20 protein-coding genes and 1 pseudogene are annotated in these 20986 nt (G+C 38.2%); 4 read left to right on the top strand and 17 right to left on the bottom strand.

Annotated elements, in window-relative coordinates:
- Positions 1-149: 149 nt before the first annotated feature.
- The 5 genes from ABPH35_RS07050 to ABPH35_RS07030 all read right to left on the bottom strand — a co-directional run bounded on the left by ABPH35_RS07050 (position 150) and on the right by ABPH35_RS07030 (position 6975).
- A complete protein-coding gene (locus ABPH35_RS07050; RefSeq protein ID WP_349988996.1) occupies positions 150-1718 on the bottom strand; it encodes a DEAD/DEAH box helicase in 1569 nt (522 codons plus the stop codon).
- Between the two features lie 391 nt (positions 1719-2109).
- Positions 2110-2541: a thioredoxin domain-containing protein gene (locus ABPH35_RS07045; RefSeq protein WP_349988997.1), complete on the bottom strand. Its 432-nt coding sequence runs from the start codon at positions 2539-2541 to the stop codon at positions 2110-2112.
- A gap of 263 nt (positions 2542-2804) precedes the next feature.
- Positions 2805-3185 carry a PH domain-containing protein gene (locus ABPH35_RS07040; protein ID WP_349989014.1) on the bottom strand — a complete coding sequence of 127 codons (381 nt, stop codon included), beginning with the start codon at positions 3183-3185 and terminating at the stop codon, positions 2805-2807.
- Between the two features lie 124 nt (positions 3186-3309).
- Positions 3310-4440 carry a hypothetical protein gene (locus tag ABPH35_RS07035; protein WP_368849683.1) on the bottom strand — a complete coding sequence of 377 codons (1131 nt, stop codon included), beginning with the start codon at positions 4438-4440 and terminating at the stop codon, positions 3310-3312.
- A 243-nt stretch (positions 4441-4683) separates the two neighbouring features.
- Complete coding sequence (locus ABPH35_RS07030) at positions 4684-6975, bottom strand: hypothetical protein (protein WP_349988999.1); 2292 nt, start codon at positions 6973-6975, stop codon at positions 4684-4686.
- A 429-nt stretch (positions 6976-7404) separates the two neighbouring features.
- On the opposite strand from ABPH35_RS07030, the gene ABPH35_RS07025 reads away from it, so the two are divergent.
- From ABPH35_RS07025 to ABPH35_RS07010, 4 genes are all read left to right on the top strand, one after another.
- Positions 7405-8322: an IS1595 family transposase gene (locus ABPH35_RS07025; protein ID WP_349989000.1), complete on the top strand. Its 918-nt coding sequence runs from the start codon at positions 7405-7407 to the stop codon at positions 8320-8322.
- Positions 8312-8758: a hypothetical protein gene (locus tag ABPH35_RS07020; RefSeq protein WP_349989001.1), complete on the top strand. Its 447-nt coding sequence runs from the start codon at positions 8312-8314 to the stop codon at positions 8756-8758. Before ABPH35_RS07025 ends, ABPH35_RS07020 begins: the two co-directional genes overlap by 11 nt.
- 288 nt (positions 8759-9046) lie before the next feature.
- Entirely contained in the window at positions 9047-9556 is a 510-nt protein-coding gene (locus ABPH35_RS07015) for a Panacea domain-containing protein (protein ID WP_043026401.1), read from the top strand.
- Positions 9549-10169: a hypothetical protein gene (locus ABPH35_RS07010; protein WP_349989002.1), complete on the top strand. Its 621-nt coding sequence runs from the start codon at positions 9549-9551 to the stop codon at positions 10167-10169. Before ABPH35_RS07015 ends, ABPH35_RS07010 begins: the two co-directional genes overlap by 8 nt.
- On the opposite strand, the gene ABPH35_RS07005 is transcribed toward ABPH35_RS07010, so the two are convergent.
- From ABPH35_RS07005 to ABPH35_RS06950, 12 genes and pseudogenes are all read right to left on the bottom strand, one after another.
- Positions 10166-10696, bottom strand: coding sequence for an SEC-C domain-containing protein (locus ABPH35_RS07005; protein ID WP_349989003.1), 531 nt, complete (start codon positions 10694-10696; stop codon positions 10166-10168). The two genes, ABPH35_RS07010 and ABPH35_RS07005, sit on opposite strands and share 4 nt — an antisense overlap.
- 25 nt (positions 10697-10721) lie before the next feature.
- Complete coding sequence (locus ABPH35_RS07000) at positions 10722-12266, bottom strand: peptide chain release factor 3 (protein ID WP_368849682.1); 1545 nt, start codon at positions 12264-12266, stop codon at positions 10722-10724.
- 123 nt (positions 12267-12389) lie between these two features.
- Positions 12390-13085 (bottom strand): YwaF family protein, encoded by a 696-nt coding sequence (locus ABPH35_RS06995; protein ID WP_349989005.1) that lies wholly within the window; start codon positions 13083-13085, stop codon positions 12390-12392.
- 87 nt (positions 13086-13172) lie between these two features.
- Positions 13173-14537, bottom strand: coding sequence for a UDP-N-acetylmuramoyl-tripeptide--D-alanyl-D-alanine ligase (locus tag ABPH35_RS06990; RefSeq protein WP_349989006.1), 1365 nt, complete (start codon positions 14535-14537; stop codon positions 13173-13175).
- Positions 14538-14662: 125 nt separating this feature from the next.
- Positions 14663-14833: pseudogene (locus tag ABPH35_RS06985) on the bottom strand (hemin ABC transporter ATP-binding protein); the annotation flags it as partial.
- Positions 14834-14934: 101 nt separating this feature from the next.
- Positions 14935-15981 carry a D-alanine--D-alanine ligase gene (locus ABPH35_RS06980; RefSeq protein ID WP_349989007.1) on the bottom strand — a complete coding sequence of 349 codons (1047 nt, stop codon included), beginning with the start codon at positions 15979-15981 and terminating at the stop codon, positions 14935-14937.
- 59 nt (positions 15982-16040) lie between these two features.
- Positions 16041-16637, bottom strand: a complete 597-nt coding sequence (gene recR / locus ABPH35_RS06975) for a recombination mediator RecR (RefSeq protein ID WP_349989008.1) — start codon at positions 16635-16637, stop codon at positions 16041-16043.
- A 257-nt stretch (positions 16638-16894) separates the two neighbouring features.
- The gene (gene pbp2b, locus ABPH35_RS06970; RefSeq protein WP_349989009.1) at positions 16895-18973 is read right to left on the bottom strand and encodes a penicillin-binding protein PBP2B; all 2079 of its coding nucleotides are present in this window, start codon (positions 18971-18973) and stop codon (positions 16895-16897) included.
- 84 nt (positions 18974-19057) lie between these two features.
- Complete coding sequence (locus ABPH35_RS06965; RefSeq protein WP_349989010.1) at positions 19058-19813, bottom strand: ATP-binding cassette domain-containing protein; 756 nt, start codon at positions 19811-19813, stop codon at positions 19058-19060.
- A gap of 129 nt (positions 19814-19942) precedes the next feature.
- Positions 19943-20290: a hypothetical protein gene (locus ABPH35_RS06960; RefSeq protein ID WP_349989011.1), complete on the bottom strand. Its 348-nt coding sequence runs from the start codon at positions 20288-20290 to the stop codon at positions 19943-19945.
- Positions 20291-20467 carry an ATP-binding cassette domain-containing protein gene (locus ABPH35_RS06955; protein WP_349989012.1) on the bottom strand — a complete coding sequence of 59 codons (177 nt, stop codon included), beginning with the start codon at positions 20465-20467 and terminating at the stop codon, positions 20291-20293.
- 435 nt (positions 20468-20902) lie between these two features.
- A complete protein-coding gene (locus ABPH35_RS06950; protein ID WP_349988131.1) occupies positions 20903-20983 on the bottom strand; it encodes an IS3 family transposase in 81 nt (26 codons plus the stop codon).
- Between the last annotated feature and the right edge of the window lie 3 nt (positions 20984-20986).

The raw sequence follows: 20986 nt of genomic DNA, 5'->3' as shown, positions 1-20986 counted from the left end.
TTATATTCTGGTTGTTCTTTATGAAGCATAGCTCTTATCCTCCTCATATGAGATACTTTCATTATACTCCTATTTATAAAGAAAAGCCCTTAGAAAATGAATTCTATGGACTTTGTCTTCAATCTGATAAACTGGTCCACTGGACCAGTTTATTTATCTCCCTTATTGCGGATGACGAAGCCTGTCTTTTTCTCGCTGGAAATACGTTTGCGTGGCTTTTTGTTGTCTTTTCCGAAACGGTCGCGGTCGTTTGTGCGGCGTTTTTCCTTATAATCTCTACGACCACCAGTGCGACGGTCATCACCTCTGCGATTACCTGATGTTCTGCCACCTTTACCAGACGACTTACCTCGTCCTCCGCCCTTATCACCTGGGACATACTTAAATGGTAATGGTTTTTCACGCGCAATTTCCACTTCTGGCATAGATTCGGGATCCTGAACCGTCAAGCTCAAGATGTACATGGCCAATTCTTCTGGTGAAAATTCACTAGCCAATTTAATGGCATCTTTCCCAAATTTATCAAAGTTTTTGCGGATACTTTCATCGGCAAAATCACGCTCGATTTTCTTCAGCGCAATCTTTTTCTTGGCCTGAAAGGCTTCTTCTGCTGTTGCAGGTTTCATGCCTGTCATGCGTTTTTTGGTCAAATCTTCAATAATCTTGAGGTAGCCCATTTCATTTGGCGAGACGAAGGTTATGGATTGACCAGATTTTCCAGCACGACCTGTCCGGCCGATACGGTGAACATAACTTTCTGGATCCTGAGGAATATCATAGTTATAGACATGAGTCACACCTGAAATGTCCAACCCACGAGCTGCAACATCCGTTGCAACAAGGACATCAAGACCGCCCGTTTTGAAATCACGAAGAACACGCAGGCGCTTGCTTTGGTCCAAATCACCGTGAATCCCTTCTGCACGGAAACCACGGATTTTCAGTCCACGGGTCAATTCATCTACACGACGCTTGGTTCGACCAAATACAATCGACAATTCTGGTTGATCGACATCCATGAGACGAGTCATGGTATCAAATTTTTCCTGCTCTTTAACACGAACATAGTATTGATCTACTAATTCCGTTGTCAATTCTTTGGCTTCAATCTGAACATGTTCAGGATTTTTCATAAATTGAACACCAATCCGCTTGATCGGAGCTGGCATCGTCGCTGAAAAGAGAAGGGTCTGACGTTCTTCTGGAACACGAGAGATAATAGACTCAATATCTTCCAAGAAGCCCATATTCAGCATTTCATCTGCTTCATCAAGGATAAGGGTTTCCACATGGTTGAGTTTCAAGGCCTTGCGTTTAATCAAATCAAGAAGACGACCTGGTGTACCGACAACGATATGTGCTCCTGTTTTTAGTGCCTTGATTTGTTTTTCAATGCTGGAGCCACCGTAGACTGAGCGTACTTTGACACCCTTACCTCGTCCAAAACGGAAGAGTTCTTCCTGGCTTTGAACTGCTAATTCGCGCGTTGGTGCAATCACCAAGGCTTGCACAATGAGCTCATCTGTGCGAATTTTTTCAAGAGTTGGCAGGCCAAAGGCAGCTGTTTTCCCTGTTCCTGTCTGTGCTTGACCAATAACGTCTCTGCCTGCAAGGGCAAGGGGAATGGTCTTCTCCTGAATCGGGCTAGCTTCCACGAACCCCGCTGTTTCGATTTCTGCTAGCAAGTCAGCAGATAACTGTAATTCATTAAATTTCATCTATCCTTCTTTCTAAGAGAGTGGAACAAAAAGATACTTTCTCTTTGCCGTCTCACCTCCGCAAGATTGACGAAGTTCTGTAACAGACTCGACAATACTGCGCCCAAATGCCTGATGTTCAAACTATTTGGAGAGGTCGAACAGATATTCCACTCTGAACACCAATGGGACATTAGCCCTCGCCTAAAAAAGAAAAACTGTCTACGTAGGACAGGTTTTTTTAGACATCACCCTGGTGCAAGAAGTGGAGCTAGATTTCCCAAAATTACGATTTGTTGTTTGCAACTTGTCTAGTATAACACAAAGCTGGCCCAAAAGATAGTGAAACCCATTATTTTTTCTTACATCGGAATTTCAAACTATCTTTCAGGCTCAATCTTTTGAAAAATGACTACTCATTTCCAATCAAATAGTGAAGAATCTGATCCTCATCTGCTTTTCCTATTTCAGTCAGATAAGACAAGAGTTTCCGACCTCCAAAAGTTCCTAAGTAGCTTGGAGTTTTAATTTGGTATTTACGAGCAAAGGATTTATAGACTTTTACGTCAATTCCTGCTGTATTCAAATAATACACATTTTTCTGACTAGCTCTAGCAGCCTGTTTTAATTTAGGTGCGAACTGTTGTGATAATTGATTATCCTCTCGTCCGATATATAGAATAAAGGTTTCTTTGGATTTTATCTTGGCTTTAACCGTATCCAAAGAAACTGGTTCATGCACAGCAACTGCTTCCTGATAGGCCTGATCCGCATGCGCAACCAGCGGCTGCATCATGACCAGTCCAGCTAGTAACATACAAACAATTTGTCTTAGATTGTTCATCTTTTTTCCTCCTTCTCTTGTTTATTCGAAAAAGAAAAGGAAAATAAGTTGATGTTCACCTTTTTAATTTATCTTTTCCGTAATTATCAGAGGTTTAAAGGGATATGCATCTCAGTTGATTGGCTGTATCAAACGCCTAGCAAGCAAATATTCTCTTTATCCATGGGCACCATCTGGAAAGCATGCAGATCTGTCCTGCTTAACCTATTGTATCCAACTAAAAATGAGACTGGTAAAATTTCCAATCTCTATTTCCATATATATCAGAATAATACTGCTTCTGCCAGCGCTTTTTGAATAGCAATTACACTTTTATCACTCTTGAATTGGAGGGTTTCAGCAGGTTCAATACCAGATGAAATCCAAATTTTTAATTCGGCATCCAAGTCAAAATGCCCAGATGTTTCGACTTCAAAACGCGAAATCGAACGGTAGGGAATGGATTTATAGGAAGTTTTCTTTCCCGTCATTCCTTGTTTGTCTACCAAAATCAGGCGCTTATCGGTAAAAACGATTAAATCACGAATCAAGCTAAAGGCTTCATTTACTTGCTCTGTCGACAATAAAACTGCCTCTAGTTGTGCTTCTACTCTTGCTGCATCCGTTTGGCCAGCATTCCCCATTAAACCAGATAATAGTCCCATATTCATGTTAGAGTCGTTTAGCTTTTCATGATTACTAAGTGTTGTCAAGACACAGTACCAACATCATAAATAAAAACTAAACGACTAACGCTCCTCCCTACATTCTAATATAAGATTCTCAACTTTAGTCACGTTGCTTAAAAACAGATTGATTTATAAATTGATTTAATGCAAAATATGAAATTGATATCTGTTCACTTCGATTATTATAAGCGTCTGTAAATTGATAGCTCATACTGCCATCCTTTAGTGTAAGATGAATATGACCATGCGCAACAGAATTTCTTAACCTTTCTAAAATGTAAACATTTGTCTTGTTCTCTTCCTTAATATTTGAATGTGTCTCCATAAATCTTTCAAGGTTAGTATTATCTATTACAAACCCTTCTATATCAACGTTTTTCGGATTGATTTTAAATAAATCATCATCTTCAAATCTCAAACAAATATTGATTACACTAAGAATAGGAAACATATATTTAAACGCTAACCAGCTATATTTATCCTCTTTTAGCTCTTCAATACTTGATAATATCTTATCCTTATTTTTAGAGCTATTTTCTATCCATGGAGAAATATAATCAATAATACGATCATTTAATTGCATCAAATGAACTAAAAAGTTTGAAAATTCTGTTTCAAAATCATATAGAAATTTTATACTAGAACAAAACTCCTCAATAGTTACTTCTCTGCCTAGCTCATTTTGAACAAATTTTAATTTTTCATCAAATTCTTCTTTTGAAATATTATAAACGGAATGTTCAAATTCTGCACTATGAGATGTAATATAAGCCATTATCTCTTCATGATTTAAATTCTTGAAAATTTTAGTAAACGAAATCATTTCATGAGAAAAATTTCCTGTATATTTTTCGTCTTTTTTATAAATTAAAGAATTTACTTTAACATCCGTATACTCATTTATTACAGAACTATATTGGTATTCAGACATAGAACTCCAACTAAACCAAGTATGTTTATAAACTATTCCATAAGAAGTATAGTTTGAAAAATATGATTGAATAAAATAATGTAAAACTGGTTCTAATATAAATCCATGGAATTTTGATTCATTTGTTTCTTTATCCTTGTTATAGATACTATAACCAATCAAATATTCTGTTCCATATTCTCTATGTAACAAAAATTCAAAATGTCCATAATTCATGTGTGCAAAAGCATTTCTAACACGTGCTAACTGATCATACGGCTTTGTCTCTTCAGAACTATAAGGAACATAAAATGAGTTCATTGGTACAAGACGCCTAACCTTCTCTCTCAAAAATCTTCTATAGAGGTCCAAAAAGTCTTTCATTTCATGGTCACTACTATTTAGATATTCAAAAAAGTCCTTATAAATAATTTTTCCTCTAAAATACTTTTTCTCTAATTTTTCTTTAGGGAACTATATACCAGTTTACACCAACCACAAGATATAGTATTTGTGTGAATGTCAAAAAAGGCGACTTCCTTTTTGGAAATCGTCTTTTATTTATCACTTCAAAAATTCGTACTTAAATAAGAATGGTACAATTTCAGAGTTATAATACTCTTTTAGTGTTGCTTTCAAAGTATTTAAATGTCCATTTAATTCAGGATAGTCATAGATTGTTTTATCATTTTCATCTTTTTCAGATGTGTTAAGCTCATCAATAATCTGATAAACTGAATACGTTAATTTAGAATTATAATTTTCCGTTTTCTTAGCTTCTGTTAGGACTTTGTTCCATTGTTCAAATAATGCAGTCTCTTTAGAACCTTGTTTCAATTTTGCTAAGTTGACTGTTGCTAACGTATCTCCATTAGAGTTATCCAGTGACAACTCATTGCGGTAGAATCGTCCATCAGAGCCATATAAGCTTCTCATGTGATTTTGCGTTTCAAGTGTTGTGAAGAGCAGAATTTTCAATAAGTCTTGTTCAATCTTGTTACTTGATACAGCTTTATTAAAACGTTCAGCACCATCAGCAGATTTCATAATATTAGCACGCTGTGTCCAGTGACGATTATAAGTAATGTAGCGACTGGCGGCAAACATTGGGAGTTTTTCTAGGAAATTGTCCTTTCTTAATGGGAAATACCCTGCACCATTATATAGACTAGCAACTAGTAGAGAAGACGCCAAGTCAGGATTGTCAAAATTCACTCCAGAAGCTCGCAAATAGCCAATTAGATTGTTATTTATAATTGTTTGAGAAGTAATCTTATTTGTGCCTACTAATTTTGCTCCATTTAACCCCAATACAAAATCAGATAATTTATCGTCACTAAATTTCCGTTTGTCGTAATACACATTACTATATTTCGTATAAATACGATTGATAGTTAAATCTTCTTCTTGTAAAATTTCGTTATTGACTATATTGAATGCTTCAAGGGTAATATTATCTAATTTTTCATCTACATTTGACCAAAGAATACAAGAAACTAGTGCATCAATTTTAGTGTGAAAATATCTTCTGTTGAAAGCAAATCCTCTTTCAAACTTTTTATCAATGAGATGAATTTCTTTCCAGTATTTAATTGGGCTATAAATAATGTAGCTATCAGTAGGCTGACGAAGATAATATTTGAAACCACTCCAAATAAAGATGTTTCCCATCTCATTTACGCCCATTCCCTTGATTTCTTGTTTCATCTGTTTCATTAAATAACTTTGTTTCCATTGAGATGATGATGAAGTCTTTTTTGCTTTTTGATGCTCTATACTGCGTGTATCTGCATAGGGTGGGTTTTCATACAAAATAATTGTTACTTTTGGGTCGTTGATATAGCGTTGAATAATTTCATTATTGATATATTCCTCACTAAGAGCATCAGCTCCTCGGACTAGCCCCATATTAAAAGTATCTTCTTTTTCAGTTGGTGGAATGATATGACGGACTTTATCTCCAAGTAATTCCAGCAGAACCTTGTATTCATAATATTCTATAGTTGAAAGAACACAGTGACTTAATTCCTCGTCGCTCATCAATTTCTCAAGGTTTCCAGTTCCAGCACATCTATCCAAAATAATATAATCATTTCCTTCTGGAACACGTTTAATAGCTTGTCGGACTAGCTCCAATGACTTTTGAACATAAGGTTCAGGAGTGTAGAAAGCTCCTAAATTTTTCTTTTGCAAAGTATCATTGAGTTTATCCATCAAATATTGAAATTGAACATTAGTTTCACCGATATAAGGATTGATAAACTCTTTTAGTTTTTCAGGTTTCCGAATTTCACCAATAATTTTAACTTTACCAGTATGGTCACCGATAAAATCAGACTTTTTAGCTCCTTTGTTTTCACGATAAAAACGTTCTGCCCAACCAACAATACAGTTTTCGTCAATGTTAATTTTTGTGTATTGTTTTGAACGTAGTAAAGTAATGAGACGACTTTCGTCTAGTTGGCTTTGACCGTATTCTAAAACCTCAAGAGGAGCATCAGAAGAAAAACCAGAGGTTTTTACACTTGCACCACCAAAATATACTTTTTCAATATGTGTTAAATATTCCTGACTATCAAAAACGTAGATTTTTTCATTCGTTAGCGACACAAGTAGAATGTTTTTGGGAATTTCTTTCCCTTTGATTCTCCGAGCGGATAGATATTTGATGGCTTGGAATAGAACAGAGTTAATATCATTGATAACAACTTTAAATTCAATCAGATTTCCATTTACAATACCATCTGTATAATCTGTTAAAATATCATCTGTTTTCAAAGTTTTATCAACAAGAGGTAGATAATCTTGATAAAACTTTAGTTGTCCATCAACTTCGTTTGAGAAATGGTTAGGCATACTGTACCTCCCCATTCCTCTCTAAAAACAACTCAGAAAACTTAACATAAAAAGCCTTCTCACAAAAATGTGAAAAAGCCTGTTTTAATGCTTGACAAAAAACACGCCCGATTACATAATCAGCGTGAGCTGTGAGCTGTGAGCTGTGAGCTGTGAGCTGTGAGCTGTGAGCTGTGAGCTGTGAGCTGTGAGCTGTGAGCTGTGAGCTGTGAGCTGTGAGCTGTGAGCTGTGAGCTGTGAGCTGTGAGCTGTGAGCTGTGAGCTGTGAGCTGTGAGCTGTGATTGCGTTCATAATACTCAACTTCCTTTATGTTTTGATAAATCTATTATATCAAAATTTCTAGGTTTTGTATAGTAGAAGTTTACATTTTTGTTGACATGTATTCTTATTTTCGATATAATTTAATTACGAAGTGAGGAGTACCAGTTATGAAGTTTGAATTTAAGTCATTATTTGATTTACAATCTGCTTTTCCTGACGAACAGTCATGTATAGACCATTTAGAAAATATGATTTGGGGCGATGTGATTGTCAGCCCTTTTGATGCTACTTCAAAAGTCTATAAATGCAAAGATAATAAATACCGTTGCAAGAATACAGGAAAATACTTCAATGTCAAAACTGGCACTCTTTTTGATAATACTAAGATTGAACTGCGTAAATGGTTCATGGCAATTTGGCTTGTAACTTCCCATAAAAAAGGCATTTCGTCTGTGCAACTATCAAAAGACATAGGTGTTACGCAAAAGACAGCTTGGTTTATGCTGGAACGTATTCGCAAATGCTTTGGTACTGAAAACGGCAATAGTCTTGATGATGTTGTAGAAGTTGATGAAACATACATTGGAGGTAAAAACAAGAACCGCCATAATTCTAAGAAAGTCAAAAACGCACAAGGGCGTTCTTTGAAGGATAAATCTGCTGTAGTAGGCATGGTACAACGCAAAGGAAAAGTCAATGCTCATCATGTGCCAGATACAAAGACAAAAACATTGACCGAGCAAATCGTCAAATATGTCAAAGAGACTGCTCAACTTTACACAGACGAATGGCTGGGTTATAATAAAGTGGCTAAGATGTATCAACATAACTTTGTAAATCACGGTGCTCGTGAATATGTACAAGGTGATGTTTATACTAACACGATTGAAGGCTTTTGGGCTGGATTGAAACGTGGCGTTTTAGGAATTTATCATTCATGGTCTAAGAAATATCTTCAAGACTATGTAGATGAATTTGTTTTCCGTTATAATACTCGTGATTATTCGGATAGTCAGCGTTTTAATCTCTTACTTTCAAATGCCAGTGTCCGTACTAAATATAGGGAGCTAATTTATGGCTACTAATACACTAAATGATTTACATTTTGAATTGGAAAGGTCTATTTCTCGAAGAGTTGATAGTAAACTAATTGGGTATCAGGTTAGTCTTTCTGATAGATTTTATGACAAGTATACGAAATTCTGGAATAAAAAGTACAGTTTTGATTTTGTTACTAATCATCGTTCTTTTTACGCTCAACTAACAAAGACTTGTGTCTACGATGCGTTGAAAGAAAGCCTTAAAAAAGTAGATAGAAAAGCAATCGCTAAACACATGGCAGAGCTGGAAGCCTTGATTGATGTCGCAGAGAATAAAGAGGAGTTTCAAAACTTTTTTGAGAAAAAGTATCGTCTCAAATTCCCTGATTTGAATGACTGCGTTTATCCAAAGGAAAAAGAACTATCTGATTTTGATAAGAAACTTTGGATAGCAATGAACTATAACCCTAGAGATGAGTAATTATAGTTTAACACTTTCCAAAAATCATCTTACAAAAAGGTATGTCTATCAAAAACCTGTTTACAAGTTAACCTTAAAATTCAGCAAAAAGTTGCTTGAGAGAGATTATGGATAAGAAAACCTTATTTAAAGCTCTAAATAAAAACGATAACTAAAAAACTCACTAAAATAATTGAATTATCCTAGCTTGTGTAATATAATTATTGCATAGAAGTTAATCACAAATACTTAAAAATATGATATATGTGTTATTTTTCATATTTTCTTAAAAAAAGGAATGGAGTTTGTATGGACAATGTGGTATTCTCTGATAAAGATTTTTTGGTAAATTACCTTTATAAATTGTTGGATAATCCTACAAGAATTAAAGTTCAAAAAACTCTTTATCTTCTATTTGCATTTTATGGTGCAACCTATGGAAAACTTCAAAGTAATGCTGAAGGAGAAAATGATTTTTCTGAACAAAATTATCCAGAGAACTTATTTTCAGCAAAATTTGAAGCATGGCAGTATGGACCTGTGGAAGTTGATGTTTATAACAGAGAGAAAAGCTTCAATTATTCAAAAGAGAATCTAACGGATGCTGAAATTGATAACTTTTTCAGCACAAATGAACGCAAAAATGTAAAAGGATTTATTCAAAATATTGTTGCTCAAACCAATATTATTGATGATTTTAGTTTAGTTGATAGAACTCACCAAGATGATTCTTGGTTAGGGGTATATAAATCTGGAGATTTACATATTCCGATGGATAATTCATCTATAGTTAGTGAGTACGCAGAAAAGTATGTCTAATGTTCAAATCTTTAATAACTTAACAGTTTCTCCTAAGCCTAAAACTCCTATTGTATCTGTTAGGGAATTGGTCATTGATAGTGTAGAATCTTTTAAAGTTGATGCACCATTAGTTAAAGCTAAAGTACAACTTTCAGATGTTGCAAAAACATGCTATAACATACCTAATTTATCTTTTTCAAATCATTATCCTAAAAATTTAGACGAAGGTGCGGACTTTCCTAATGTTATAAAAGCATTTGAACAGCTAAATGAAAGTTTAGATTGTATTAAAATGTACATGAGTCAAGTAGACCATGATAGAGCTAATAGTGAGAGAATTGAAGAAATTCTTAAGAAATATGTTGGTGCAGTATATGATTCTTATGCTGGCTTATTCTACAAGAGTGATATTCGGACGAATCATTTACTTTCTGACCGAGGGAGTTTTAGAGTGGTGTCGCTTTATACTGTAGAACCGAAGACTGATAGAGCGCAAAAGCATTCCATACGCTATTTGACCATACTATTCTTTGACCCGTACCACTTATTTATACCTTCTTCAGATTATGGTACAGAAATCTATAAAAAAGTTTGCAGTTTTTCAGGACATTGTAGAAGATTGCTATTCTAGTGATTTTTCAATTTTAGATAGCTTATGACGCAGAATAAGTTAACTGAAAAGATAAAAACAAAAGGCGATTTCCATTTGGCGGTCGCCTTTTTTGGTATTGTTAGAAATACTACATATTGTAGTTGGTGTAAACTGGTATATAGTTCCCTAACTGAAAAGATAAAAACAAAAGGCGATTTCCATTTGGCGGTCGCCTTTTTTGGTATTGTTAGAAATACTACATATTGTAGTTGGTGTAAACTGGTATATAGTTCCCTTTCTTTATTGAAAAGTAACATTAGAGAATCAATAAAAACTCTATACCTAAATAAATCTCGTAACAATAAAGATGAAAAAAAACCCGATGTCAATTGTCTAGTAATCCAATCAATATTCACTTCATCTTGATACAGTTTTTTATAAAAGTTAATCATCTCAAAATTATTATTTAGATAATCTTTTGAGGAAACTGGCAATATCCTCATACAACACTTTTTATATTTATTATCTGAACCACAAGGACATTTATCATTTCTATTGATACTCATACTTTATTAAACCTCTATACTATTCTCACATCTTCTCTTCCAGCACTACATCTGGATACTTGTCCCCAAACCAACGTAGGGCAAAGTCATTTTCAAATAGGAATACAGGATGGTCAAAGCGATCCTTGGCAAGAATGTTTCGACTAGACGACATCCGCTCATCCAGCTGATCTTGGGCAATCCAACGCACGGTCTTTTTCCCCATCGGCGTCATGACGACTTCTGCATTGTATTCATTTTCCATGCGGTGTTTGAAGACTTCAAATTGGAGTTGACCAACAGCTCCCAACATATACTCGCCTGTCTGGTAATTGGTATAGAGCTGAATCGCCCCCTCTTGCACCAACTGTTCAATTCCCTTGTGGAAGGATTTTTGTTTCATCACATTTTTAGCAGAAACTTTCATAAAAATTTCAGGAGTAAAGGTTGGCAGCGGTTCGAATTCAAACTTGTTTTTTCCAACCGTTAGTGTATCACCAACTTGGTAAGTTCCTGTATCATAGACTCCAATAATATCTCCTGCCACGGCATTTTCAACATTCTCCCGTGCCTCAGCCATGAACTGAGTGACATTTGATAACTTGACTTTCTTGCCAGTACGTGTAAGATTGACATCCATACCGCGTTCAAACTCACCTGAAACAATGCGGACAAAAGCAATGCGGTCGCGGTGGCGAGGATCCATGTTGGCTTGAATTTTAAAGACAAAACCTGAAAAATCATTAGACAATGGCTCGACTATTTCGCCGTCCGTTTTCAAATGCCCATGCGGTTCTGGTGCAAATTGCAAGAAGGTTTCAAGGAAGGTCTGCACCCCAAAATTCGTTAGGGCCGAGCCAAAGAAAACAGGTGTTAATTTTCCTTCTAAAATCGCACTTTCTGAAAATTCATTTCCCGCCTCACTCAAGAGTTCAATGTCTTCCAACACCTGAGCATAGAAAGGATTGCTTCCAAAGAGTGCCTCTCCCTCATCAAAACTTGCAAAGCGTTCTGCACTACGATAGAGTTCCAAGCGCTTGTTGTGCAAGTCATACAAGCCTTCAAAAGATTTTCCCATACCGATTGGCCAGTTCATTGGAAAACTGGCAATCCCAAGAACTTCTTCCAATTCTTCCAAGAGATCAAGTGGCTCACGACCGTCACGGTCTAATTTATTGATAAAGGTAAAAACTGGAATATTGCGGTGCTTTACAACTTCAAATAATTTCTTAGTCTGAGCCTCAATCCCCTTTGCGGAGTCAATCACCATGACCGCAGCATCCACCGCCATTAGCGTTCGGTAGGTGTCCTCTGAGAAATCCTCATGTCCTGGAGTATCTAGGATGTTGACCCGCTTGCCATCATAGTCAAACTGCATCACAGAAGAAGTTACCGAGATTCCCCGTTGCTTTTCAATGTCCATCCAGTCAGACTTGGCAAAATTTCCTGTCTTTTTTCCCTTGACCGTTCCAGCCTCACGAATTTCCCCACCGAAGTAGAGCAACTGCTCTGTAATCGTTGTTTTCCCCGCATCCGGGTGGGAAATAATGGCAAAGGTGCGGCGTTTTTTTATCTCATCTTGTAATGTCATCTTCATTCCTTTTTCGTTTTTTGTTCTCTTTGAAAATAGCAGAGCTATTCTCTATATCCCTATCATTATAACCAAAAGAAGGGGATTTTTCAAATAAGAGTGATACAGAGAAAAAGAAGCCTTTCAGCTTCTCTCATAGTCTTGTTTTTCTACTTGGTGAGTGGCTTGCACTGCACGAAATAATTTAGATAAGGCAGTTAAAACCAGTGTAAAGAGAATGGATTCAATCAAGTAATTTCCGACAAGCCCAAAATCGCCAAGTAAGGGCAACTTACGTAAAAAGCCATAATCTCCACCAGTTACTACATCTACTATCAGAATAAAGGTATTGATACCAAAGGTCAGCATCGCAATCTTTTCTAAATTTAATTGATAACTGGACTGGCGCAAAAGATAGTTCAAGGCATTTCCCAAGAGAGCCAAATGACCTACGATAAAGGAAAAAATCGTCACATGAAACCAGGGAAAGGGATCAAATACTGGATATACCAAAGCGCATATAGAGCCAAACACCCCCATCAAGGAAAAATATTCCTTATAGGATGAATCATCTCGTGCAAGTATAAGCACGAACATCGCCATCCGGCAATGATAGAGCGGCAGAGCCTCAGAAATAGGGGATTGAATCGCCAGATACCAACCATAGAGTAGAACCAATTGAAGCATTTGAAGCCCCTTAAAGGTCCGTTGCCACTTTTGATTGTCATGATACTTGATAGCGCCATAGATTACTAAAATCAGACCGAATACTAAATACAAATGTTCAGAAAAGCCGATTTCAGGTGGAAAACTAGGCTGATCCGTAAAAAATTCTTTCATATTATTTTTCCCTTTACGAACTGAGAGCAAACTCCCCATTCGCCTCCTATCTTATCTTGTGACAGATAAAATAGCTTCTATACTTGGTTATTTGTACTCCAGAGCTGCTAGCAGCTGATCAAGGTGCATGGAATTGCTACCTTTGAGCAAAATCTGATCCTGTGACCCAAGATTAGCTGTCACGCGCGCAACTAGCTCCTCGAATTGGTCTTCCGTATCATTTTTTCTAAAGAAATGCACCTTACCAAGTGGAAAGATCTGCGCAGCCAATTGAGCTAACCCTTCGATATCTTGTCCGTAGAAGAAAAGGGTATCTAGAGAATCTGGTGAGAGGCTGGTGATTATTTCTTGGTGCAGGGCAACAGACTCGGCACCCAATTCTTTCATATCCGCTAAAACGGCAATTTTTTTCCCATTTTTATTAGCTGGAATACTTGAGAAGGTTTCTAAAATCAACCGCATGGCTGTCGGATTGGCATTGTAGACATCGCTTAAAATATCCGCCCCATTTCCCGCTTTTTTCCATTCTGTTCGGTTGCGAGTCAGTTGTAATTGAGCGAGAGCCGCTTTAATCGCTTCATCTGAAACACCGAGACATTTTCCAACATAGCTTGCTACCATAGCATTAGTAGCATTGTACTTACCTGTTACAGGAAGGGTAATGATGCCGTCAATAAAGTTAGTTGTAAAGGTCAAGCTGGCTTTATTTTCTGACAAACTGGTGAGATAAATCTCTCCCCCTTCTCCAAAGCGGACAAGCTGCTGCTGACTAGGAAGATAGGCATTTCCGATTGGATCATTGGGTAGCAACAAGGTTGCTCCGGCTGGCATCCCATCTGCAATCTGTAATTTTCCTTGGGCAATCTGCTCTCGTGATCCAAAAAATTCTAAGTGAGCTTCACCAAAAAGTGTAATCACGGCAAGACTGGGCTTTGCAATTTTAGATAAAAGATGAATATCTCCTAAGTGATCCTGCCCCATTTCAAGAACGAGTTTTTCAGTATTGTCCGGCATATGAAGAACCGTATAAGGCAGACCAATTTCATTATTGTAATTCCCTTGGGTTTTATAGGTCACAAAAGTCGTTGCCAGAATATCGTGAATCATATCCTTTGTCGTCGTTTTGCCATTTGAACCTGTCACAGCTATCACTTGGACTTGCATTTTATCAAGATAGTAAGTCGCTAAAGCCTGAAAAGCAAGTAGACAATCCTCAACCAGAATATGGGGAACAGCCACTTCCTTTTCAGAAAAGGTGATTGCACAGCCATTTTCAACAGCTACTGGAATAAAATCATGGCCATCTCTTACTCCCTTTAGCGGGACAAATACATCTCCCTCTGTTATCAATCGGCTATCAAATTCAACCTTATTCAGCGGGCCATCTTCATACACCGTCACATCATTTTTTGCTCCGACAACACGGGCAACTTCATAGATTGTTACTTTCATCTTTTTCTCCAAAAACGCTCTTGTCTATCCTAGTCTTTCAAGTTCACAAATCGTCGGACTATAAACGAAAAAGAGCGTATGCTCTTTTCATTATATCATATTTTTGGAAAAGGCTCTTACCGAACCTAAGTTAAAACACCGTCTTTCATTTTATAGACTTTATCACGCTCTTCAATCATCCGATGATCGTGGATAACTATAAGCATCGATTTATTGCGTTCTTTCCTTTTTTTAGCAAGAAGCGCTACTACTTCAAAAGCTCGTTCCGTGTCAAGACTAGCTGTCGGCTCATCTGCTTACTCACCATTTTTCAGGTGCAGACAATTACGGCACAGAAAAAAGCCTAACAGGGTTGATGAGTTCTCCTGTTAAGCTTTCTCGTATGTTATTTTCATTCCTAAATTAAATGTTGCTCACGTTTTACAAAAGTCTCCTTGGCTAAAGATACCAAGGTCTCGATTAAATCAGGATAGGCAAGTCCCATATTGTCCCATAAAAGTGGGTACATAGACCATTGGGTAAAGCCTGGCATGGTATTCAACTCATTGAGGAAAATCTCTCCTTCTTCCGTCAAAAAGAAATCGCATCGAGATAGACCACACCCACCAATTGCTCGAAAGGCTGCTGCTGCATAGGTCCGCATTTGCTCTGTAATCTCAGATGAAATGCTTGCTGGAATCGCCATGGTAATCTTATTGTCAATGTATTTGGCATCATAGTCATAGAAGGCAACATCCTTGACCACTTCACCTGGTAGGGTCGTCTTAACATTTGCATTGCCTAATAATCCGACTTCAATTTCTCGGGCATTCACCCCTTGCTCTACCAAAAGACGGCTATCATAGCGGAAAGCGAGTTCAATGGCTGAGCGCAACTCAGCTTGATTTTCTGCTTTTGAAATCCCAACGCTTGAGCCCATATTCGCTGGCTTAACAAAGACTGGATAGGTCAAATGAGCTTCTATCGCCTGTATTTTTGCCTCTACATCTTCTCCTTCAATCACCGTTTCAAAAGCTACTTGTGGAATGCCTTCTGAAGCTAAAACGTGCTTGGTCGTAATCTTGTCCATGGCTACGCTTGAAGAGAGGACATTGGTTCCCACATAAGGTAGGCGCAAGACTTCTAGGAATCCTTGGATTGAGCCGTCTTCGCCCATGGGCCCATGAAGGACTGGAAAGACCACTGCATTTTCTTCATAAATGTCACTCGGCTGAATCCGCTGGCTTGGAATAATCGTACTATTAGTCATTAATTTTTCATCCGCAGAGGGAGTTGTATCAAATTCTTGTGTTTTGATAAAATCACCATTTTGTGCAATAAAATAGGTTTTGACAAAAAATTTCTCATAGTTAATCGCGCGCATCACGCTCTCAGCAGATAGTACAGACACTTCACGCTCTGCAGAACGGCCGCCGTAAAGGAGGATAATGGTTTCTTTTGACATGACTATTTCCTAACTTTCTCTCACAATTTTCATTACTTTCAGCCCCAAAAAGGACAAGTTTAGAGCTCTGTACGATTTTCAATGGCTCTCAGGAGCGTTACTTCGTCGGCGTATTCAATATCTGAGCCGACTGCGAGTCCTCTCGCTAAACGAGTAACCTTAATACCTGCAGGTTTTAGAACCCGTGAAATATACATTGACGTCGCTTCTCCATCAGCTGTTGCATTGGTGGCAATAATGACTTCTGTCACTTCGTTGTCCATTAAGCGCGTCAGCAAACTTTTGAGGTTAATATCATCTGGTCCAACGCCATTCATGGGTGAAATCAAGCCATGAAGAACATGGTACAAGCCGTGGTATTCTTGAATATTTTCCATGGCTGAAACATCTCGGCTATCTTCAACGACTAAAATCGTAGACAAATCCCTAGTCTGATCTTGGCAAATGGCACAGGTCTCTTCTTCTGCCAAATTACCACAAATTTGACAGTAGGCTAAATCGCGTTTCGCCGCCAGCAGATTTTTGGCAAATTCATTCACCACATCTTCTTCCATTCCAATTGTATAAAAGGCCAGACGGGTCGCTGTTTTTATCCCAATTCCAGGTAGTTTCGTATAACTCTCTATTAATTTTGCAATAGGTGTGGGGTATAACAATTCTGTTTTCTGTCTTTCTAATCTTTCATTTGTAAAACCTTGACTTTCATCGCGAAAATCGGCTGGCTATGTTTCCATTATAACACAAATTTAGCCTATCCAACAAAAAACAACCAGCCCTGTGGCTGGATGTTTTCGGAGATTATGAAAAATTTTAGGATTGAATTAAGTATATCTCAGCTCAAGTAGAAAAACATCGGTCTTAAGACTGAATCTTCTCTTTCTGAACAAAATGTTCCAACAAATACTGGCTAGTATTATTCATTCATCGGATAAAGTGAATTGTATAGGTTGATGATTTCTGTTGTAATGTACTTGCTAGTAGTAGAGTTTAGATTCGTAAGATTTGGGAGAACAACAGCTACGGCAATCTTTGGATTAGAGCTTGGGGCATAGGAAACGATATTCGTATTGACAGCATTCAGTACTTGCCCTGTCTCCGTTGTAACAAATGTTTCGGCAGTACCTGTTTTAGCACTAATCGGAACACTGGCGCCATTTGCAATTTCAAAACCAGTTGTAAATCCATATCCGCCATTTACAACCATATAAAATCCTTGCTGAATGATCCCCATCTCTTCATCAGAAATCTTTACCTTATTCAACTCTTTGCCTGAAACTTCTTCCACTAACTTGCCCAAACCACCCTCGTCATTGTTATCATAGATTCCTTGAACAAGATGAGGCGATACACGAGTCCCGTCATTGGCAACAGTAGCCGCATACTGAGCCATCTGCAACGGCGTGTAGTTGTCGAATTGGCCAAAAGCATTTGTAATATAATTGGAAAGAGTATATTCTGCTGGAATAAATCCTGTTGACTCTAATGGCAAATCAATCCCTGTCGCCACACCAAGCCCATATTCTCCAAAGGTTGACCGCATTTTTTCCATGGACGGAGTGAGCTGATTCGTCTCATTCAGAACCATACCAGGCACATAAGGTTGGCCAAGAATATCTAGAGCAATCTGCACCATATAGGTATTCGAAGAGTATTGCAATGCCTCCACGGCTGTAATATCTCGACTACCATACGCAGTAAACCACGAATTGATGGGAGCAGATCCTGCAAATTGAATCGGTTGATCTTTCAAGACTTGATTTCCTGAAAGCACACCGTTTTCCCAACCCGATGTGATGGTTGCTCCCTTGACAATCGATCCTGGTACGAAGGCATTCGTAAGGGTACCAAGGGCATTTTCCTTTACTGCATTGGTTTTCTTATCGTGGCTATACCCTGCCATAGCAAGGACCGCTCCTGTCTGGGGTTCCAATACAACAGCGTATACACCTTCGGAATACCGCGCACTCCCCGTCACTAATTCGCTATCAAAATGTTTTTTCAAGATAGCGTTCACCCCATCCTGAAAGGCCAAATCAATGGTCAACTTAACATTGTTTCCCTTCCCGCCTTCCTGAATCGTTGTAATGCTTTCCACATTTCCATTACGGTCAAGGTTAATCTCTTTCTTTTCACGCTGACCTTGTAGCACTTCCTCGTATTGCTTTTCCAAGTAAGCAGTTCCTACACGGTCGTTGAGGGAGTATCCTTTGGCCAAATACTCCTCGGCCTCTTCCTTCGGTAAGCCTGCTTGCTGAGTCGTTACTGTGCCGATGATGGAAGCTAATGAGGTCGGAGCCACGACTCGATTCCAATTGCTTGCTGTAGAAATACCTGGCAATTCTGATTCGTTAGCAGCAATCATGGCAATTTGCTCAGCTGTTAGGGGATCGGTCCCCAAATTGACTGTTTCAAAATAGGCTGCCGCGTTCATTTGAGAAAATAATTCGACGACTTTTAGTTCCTCTTCTGGATACGTGATCTGTTCTTCTGTCAGACTAGCAATGGCATTGTTGTAGATAACCGATTCATCCAGGGCATTTCCAGCGGTATCCAGTCGCTGCTCTTTTGGCAGCTGGCTGACCACTTCGGCATAGACAGTAGGGTCCGCCAAATAAAAATCAGCTCGCTCTCTTGGTGTGACGGTGACATCTGTCAATGTTAACCATTTTAATAGATTTTGGGCAACTTCCTTCATTTGCTGAGCTGTCATCTTATTGGAACGCGTAAAGGTCGCTACCTGCTCCACCTGATTCTCCACCAAGGGAACACCTTTGGCATCATAAATCTGCCCTCGTACAGAGCTGTTTGTAATAACTTTTTGACTAGCCTTTGCTAATTTATCAGTATAAAATTCCTTATTGATGATCTGCATGTAAGCTAGCCTTGCAATCAAAACGGAAAATAGGACAATGACGATGGCAAATAGAATTGTTAACCGCCTAGGAATAAAACTATCCTCACGTCCCTTACGGGAATGTGTCTGTTTAGTCACTCATAAAACCTCATTCTAGAAAATTCTTCTCTATTATAACACATCGATCTCATTTTTTTCTGTTTGGGCAAGTGTTTTTTCAGGCTATTTCTCATCAAGCCGATGCTCACGACTAACTTGACCCAAGATACCATTTTCAATTTCCCATGTCTGATTCATTACGTTAGTGACAAATGCTTGATCATGTGATATCAATAGCAGACTGCCCTTGTAGTCTTTTAAAAATTTTTCCAAAGCTAGAATAGTCGTCAAATCTAAAAAATTGGTTGGTTCATCCAAAATCAATAAATGATGATCACTCAATAATGTCTTTGCTAGGGATAATCGCACCCGCTCACCGCCTGATAAAACAGCTACCTTCTGCCTTGCTTTCTCATAGCGAATGCCTAGCATGGCCAGTAGATTTAAAATCGTCACCCTATCTTGGACCGAACAACTAGCAGCATTTTCAAAGGCTGATTGTGTTTCATCAAGATCCTGCAAATCCTGAGCAAAATAGGCTATGGCTAGTTTTTCTGAAAAATAACCTGCAAGTTCTTTTCTCACCAACTGACGAATAAAAGTCGTTTTCCCAGAGCCATTTCTTCCCGTAAGTGCGAGGCGATCTCCTTTATGCATAGAAAATAAAGGATAATCAAATAACCGCTGACCGTCTATCCTGACCTGACCAGCTTCCAAACGGAATAAGGTATGAATGTCTTGTGCGATTACTCCTTTCATTTCCAATTTTGCCCAAGCTTCTTTGCGAGGTTGCGTAACCCTTTCTAAACGCTCTATTCGCTTCTCAATTGCTTTTGCGCTCTTGGCCATGGCCTTTGCTTGACTATCGTAACTTCCCATTTGGGATTGGACTTTCCACTCCGAACTCGATCGCCCTTTTTTGCGCTTGGTTAGCTTATCTGCTCTTTGTTTTCGTGCTTGTGCAACGTCACACAAGTGATTGACCGCCTGCTGGTAGTACTGATAAGCCTATTCTTGCTGCTCATGCTCCCTTTTCCTTACTTCTTCAAAAGCCTGATAATTGCCTACATAGGGCGTGATTGTTTGTTCGGCTAATAACCAAATATGGTTGACAACTTGATTCAAAAAATAGCGATCATGGCTCACTACAATGACTGTCCCTCGATACCGCCTTAATTGATGAATCAACCACTGACGATTTTCTTGATCCATATTAGCCGTCGGCTCATCCAAAAAGAGGATACCTGCCCGTTCAGAAAAGGCTTTTTTGACAGCCTTCAAGGTCTGCTCACCACCTGATAAACTACTTGCCTCTTTCAACTGGGGCACATAAGCCCAATCCGATCGTATCCACACCTATCCACTATATTCTCTATCTTCTCCGATAAAGATTTTTAACAAACTAGACTTTCCTGTTCCATTTTCACCTATGAGCCCAATTCTTTGTCCTGACTGAACTTCTAGATGAGGAATATTGACTAACTCTCTGCCTTTTACTTCCTTTTGAAGGTTGATACAGCTGATAACTTCCATACTTCTTCTCCTTCTGATGCTTGCAAAAAGATTTAGAAGGGTACACAAAAAGCCACGCTAAAGCATCGATCTCTAACATAGCTCTCCTTTGCTGTGACAGCCAAAGAAAAACCAATGACTACTTATGAACATCTAAACAAGACAGATCAAATCATCATCTTCCAATGTTCATCAAATAGAACTTCTAAATCTCAACAGTACAGTCTTATCCCTTGTACCAGCACTATCCTCAGCGCATAGAAATAATACTCGTCCAAAATCAACTTCTTCCGTATCAGATCTTGATTTTATAGAGTATAAGGGGTAAAACAAACAGTAGATTTAGTTGTTATTCATGGTTTTTCTAACCTCTTTTCATTTATTAACCATACTATATCACACTTTTTAACCACTGAACGGCTCCCTGTCAAGTAGACAGTCAAATAATAAAAGATACTAAGCAACCTGATTCCTGAATTCCCAAGGAGTCAGGTTGTTTAATTTTGTTTGATAACGTTGTGTATTGTAAAACTGGATATA

Source organism: Streptococcus handemini (genome assembly GCF_040984445.1).
Lineage (GTDB): Bacteria > Bacillota > Bacilli > Lactobacillales > Streptococcaceae > Streptococcus > Streptococcus handemini.
Note: the sequence above shows the minus strand (reverse complement) of the source record. Positions and strands in the feature narration are given on the sequence as shown.

Coding starts and splice junctions, on each gene's coding strand:
- ABPH35_RS07040 (WP_349989014.1), bottom strand. CDS start 3,185: ATGGGACTATTATCTGGTTTAATGGGGAATGCTGGCCAAACGGATGCA.
- ABPH35_RS06990 (WP_349989006.1), bottom strand. CDS start 14,537: ATGAAAGTAACAATCTATGAAGTTGCCCGTGTTGTCGGAGCAAAAAAT.
- ABPH35_RS07025 (WP_349989000.1), top strand. CDS start 7,405: ATGAAGTTTGAATTTAAGTCATTATTTGATTTACAATCTGCTTTTCCT.
- ABPH35_RS07050 (WP_349988996.1), bottom strand. CDS start 1,718: ATGAAATTTAATGAATTACAGTTATCTGCTGACTTGCTAGCAGAAATC.
- ABPH35_RS07035 (WP_368849683.1), bottom strand. CDS start 4,440: ATGAACTCATTTTATGTTCCTTATAGTTCTGAAGAGACAAAGCCGTAT.
- ABPH35_RS07005 (WP_349989003.1), bottom strand. CDS start 10,696: ATGAGTATCAATAGAAATGATAAATGTCCTTGTGGTTCAGATAATAAA.
- ABPH35_RS07000 (WP_368849682.1), bottom strand. CDS start 12,266: ATGACATTACAAGATGAGATAAAAAAACGCCGCACCTTTGCCATTATT.
- ABPH35_RS06980 (WP_349989007.1), bottom strand. CDS start 15,981: ATGTCAAAAGAAACCATTATCCTCCTTTACGGCGGCCGTTCTGCAGAG.
- ABPH35_RS07030 (WP_349988999.1), bottom strand. CDS start 6,975: ATGCCTAACCATTTCTCAAACGAAGTTGATGGACAACTAAAGTTTTAT.
- ABPH35_RS06965 (WP_349989010.1), bottom strand. CDS start 19,813: ATGGGAAGTTACGATAGTCAAGCAAAGGCCATGGCCAAGAGCGCAAAA.
- ABPH35_RS06955 (WP_349989012.1), bottom strand. CDS start 20,467: ATGGAAGTTATCAGCTGTATCAACCTTCAAAAGGAAGTAAAAGGCAGA.
- ABPH35_RS06995 (WP_349989005.1), bottom strand. CDS start 13,085: ATGAAAGAATTTTTTACGGATCAGCCTAGTTTTCCACCTGAAATCGGC.
- ABPH35_RS07015 (WP_043026401.1), top strand. CDS start 9,047: ATGGACAATGTGGTATTCTCTGATAAAGATTTTTTGGTAAATTACCTT.
- ABPH35_RS07010 (WP_349989002.1), top strand. CDS start 9,549: ATGTCTAATGTTCAAATCTTTAATAACTTAACAGTTTCTCCTAAGCCT.
- ABPH35_RS07020 (WP_349989001.1), top strand. CDS start 8,312: ATGGCTACTAATACACTAAATGATTTACATTTTGAATTGGAAAGGTCT.
- ABPH35_RS07045 (WP_349988997.1), bottom strand. CDS start 2,541: ATGAACAATCTAAGACAAATTGTTTGTATGTTACTAGCTGGACTGGTC.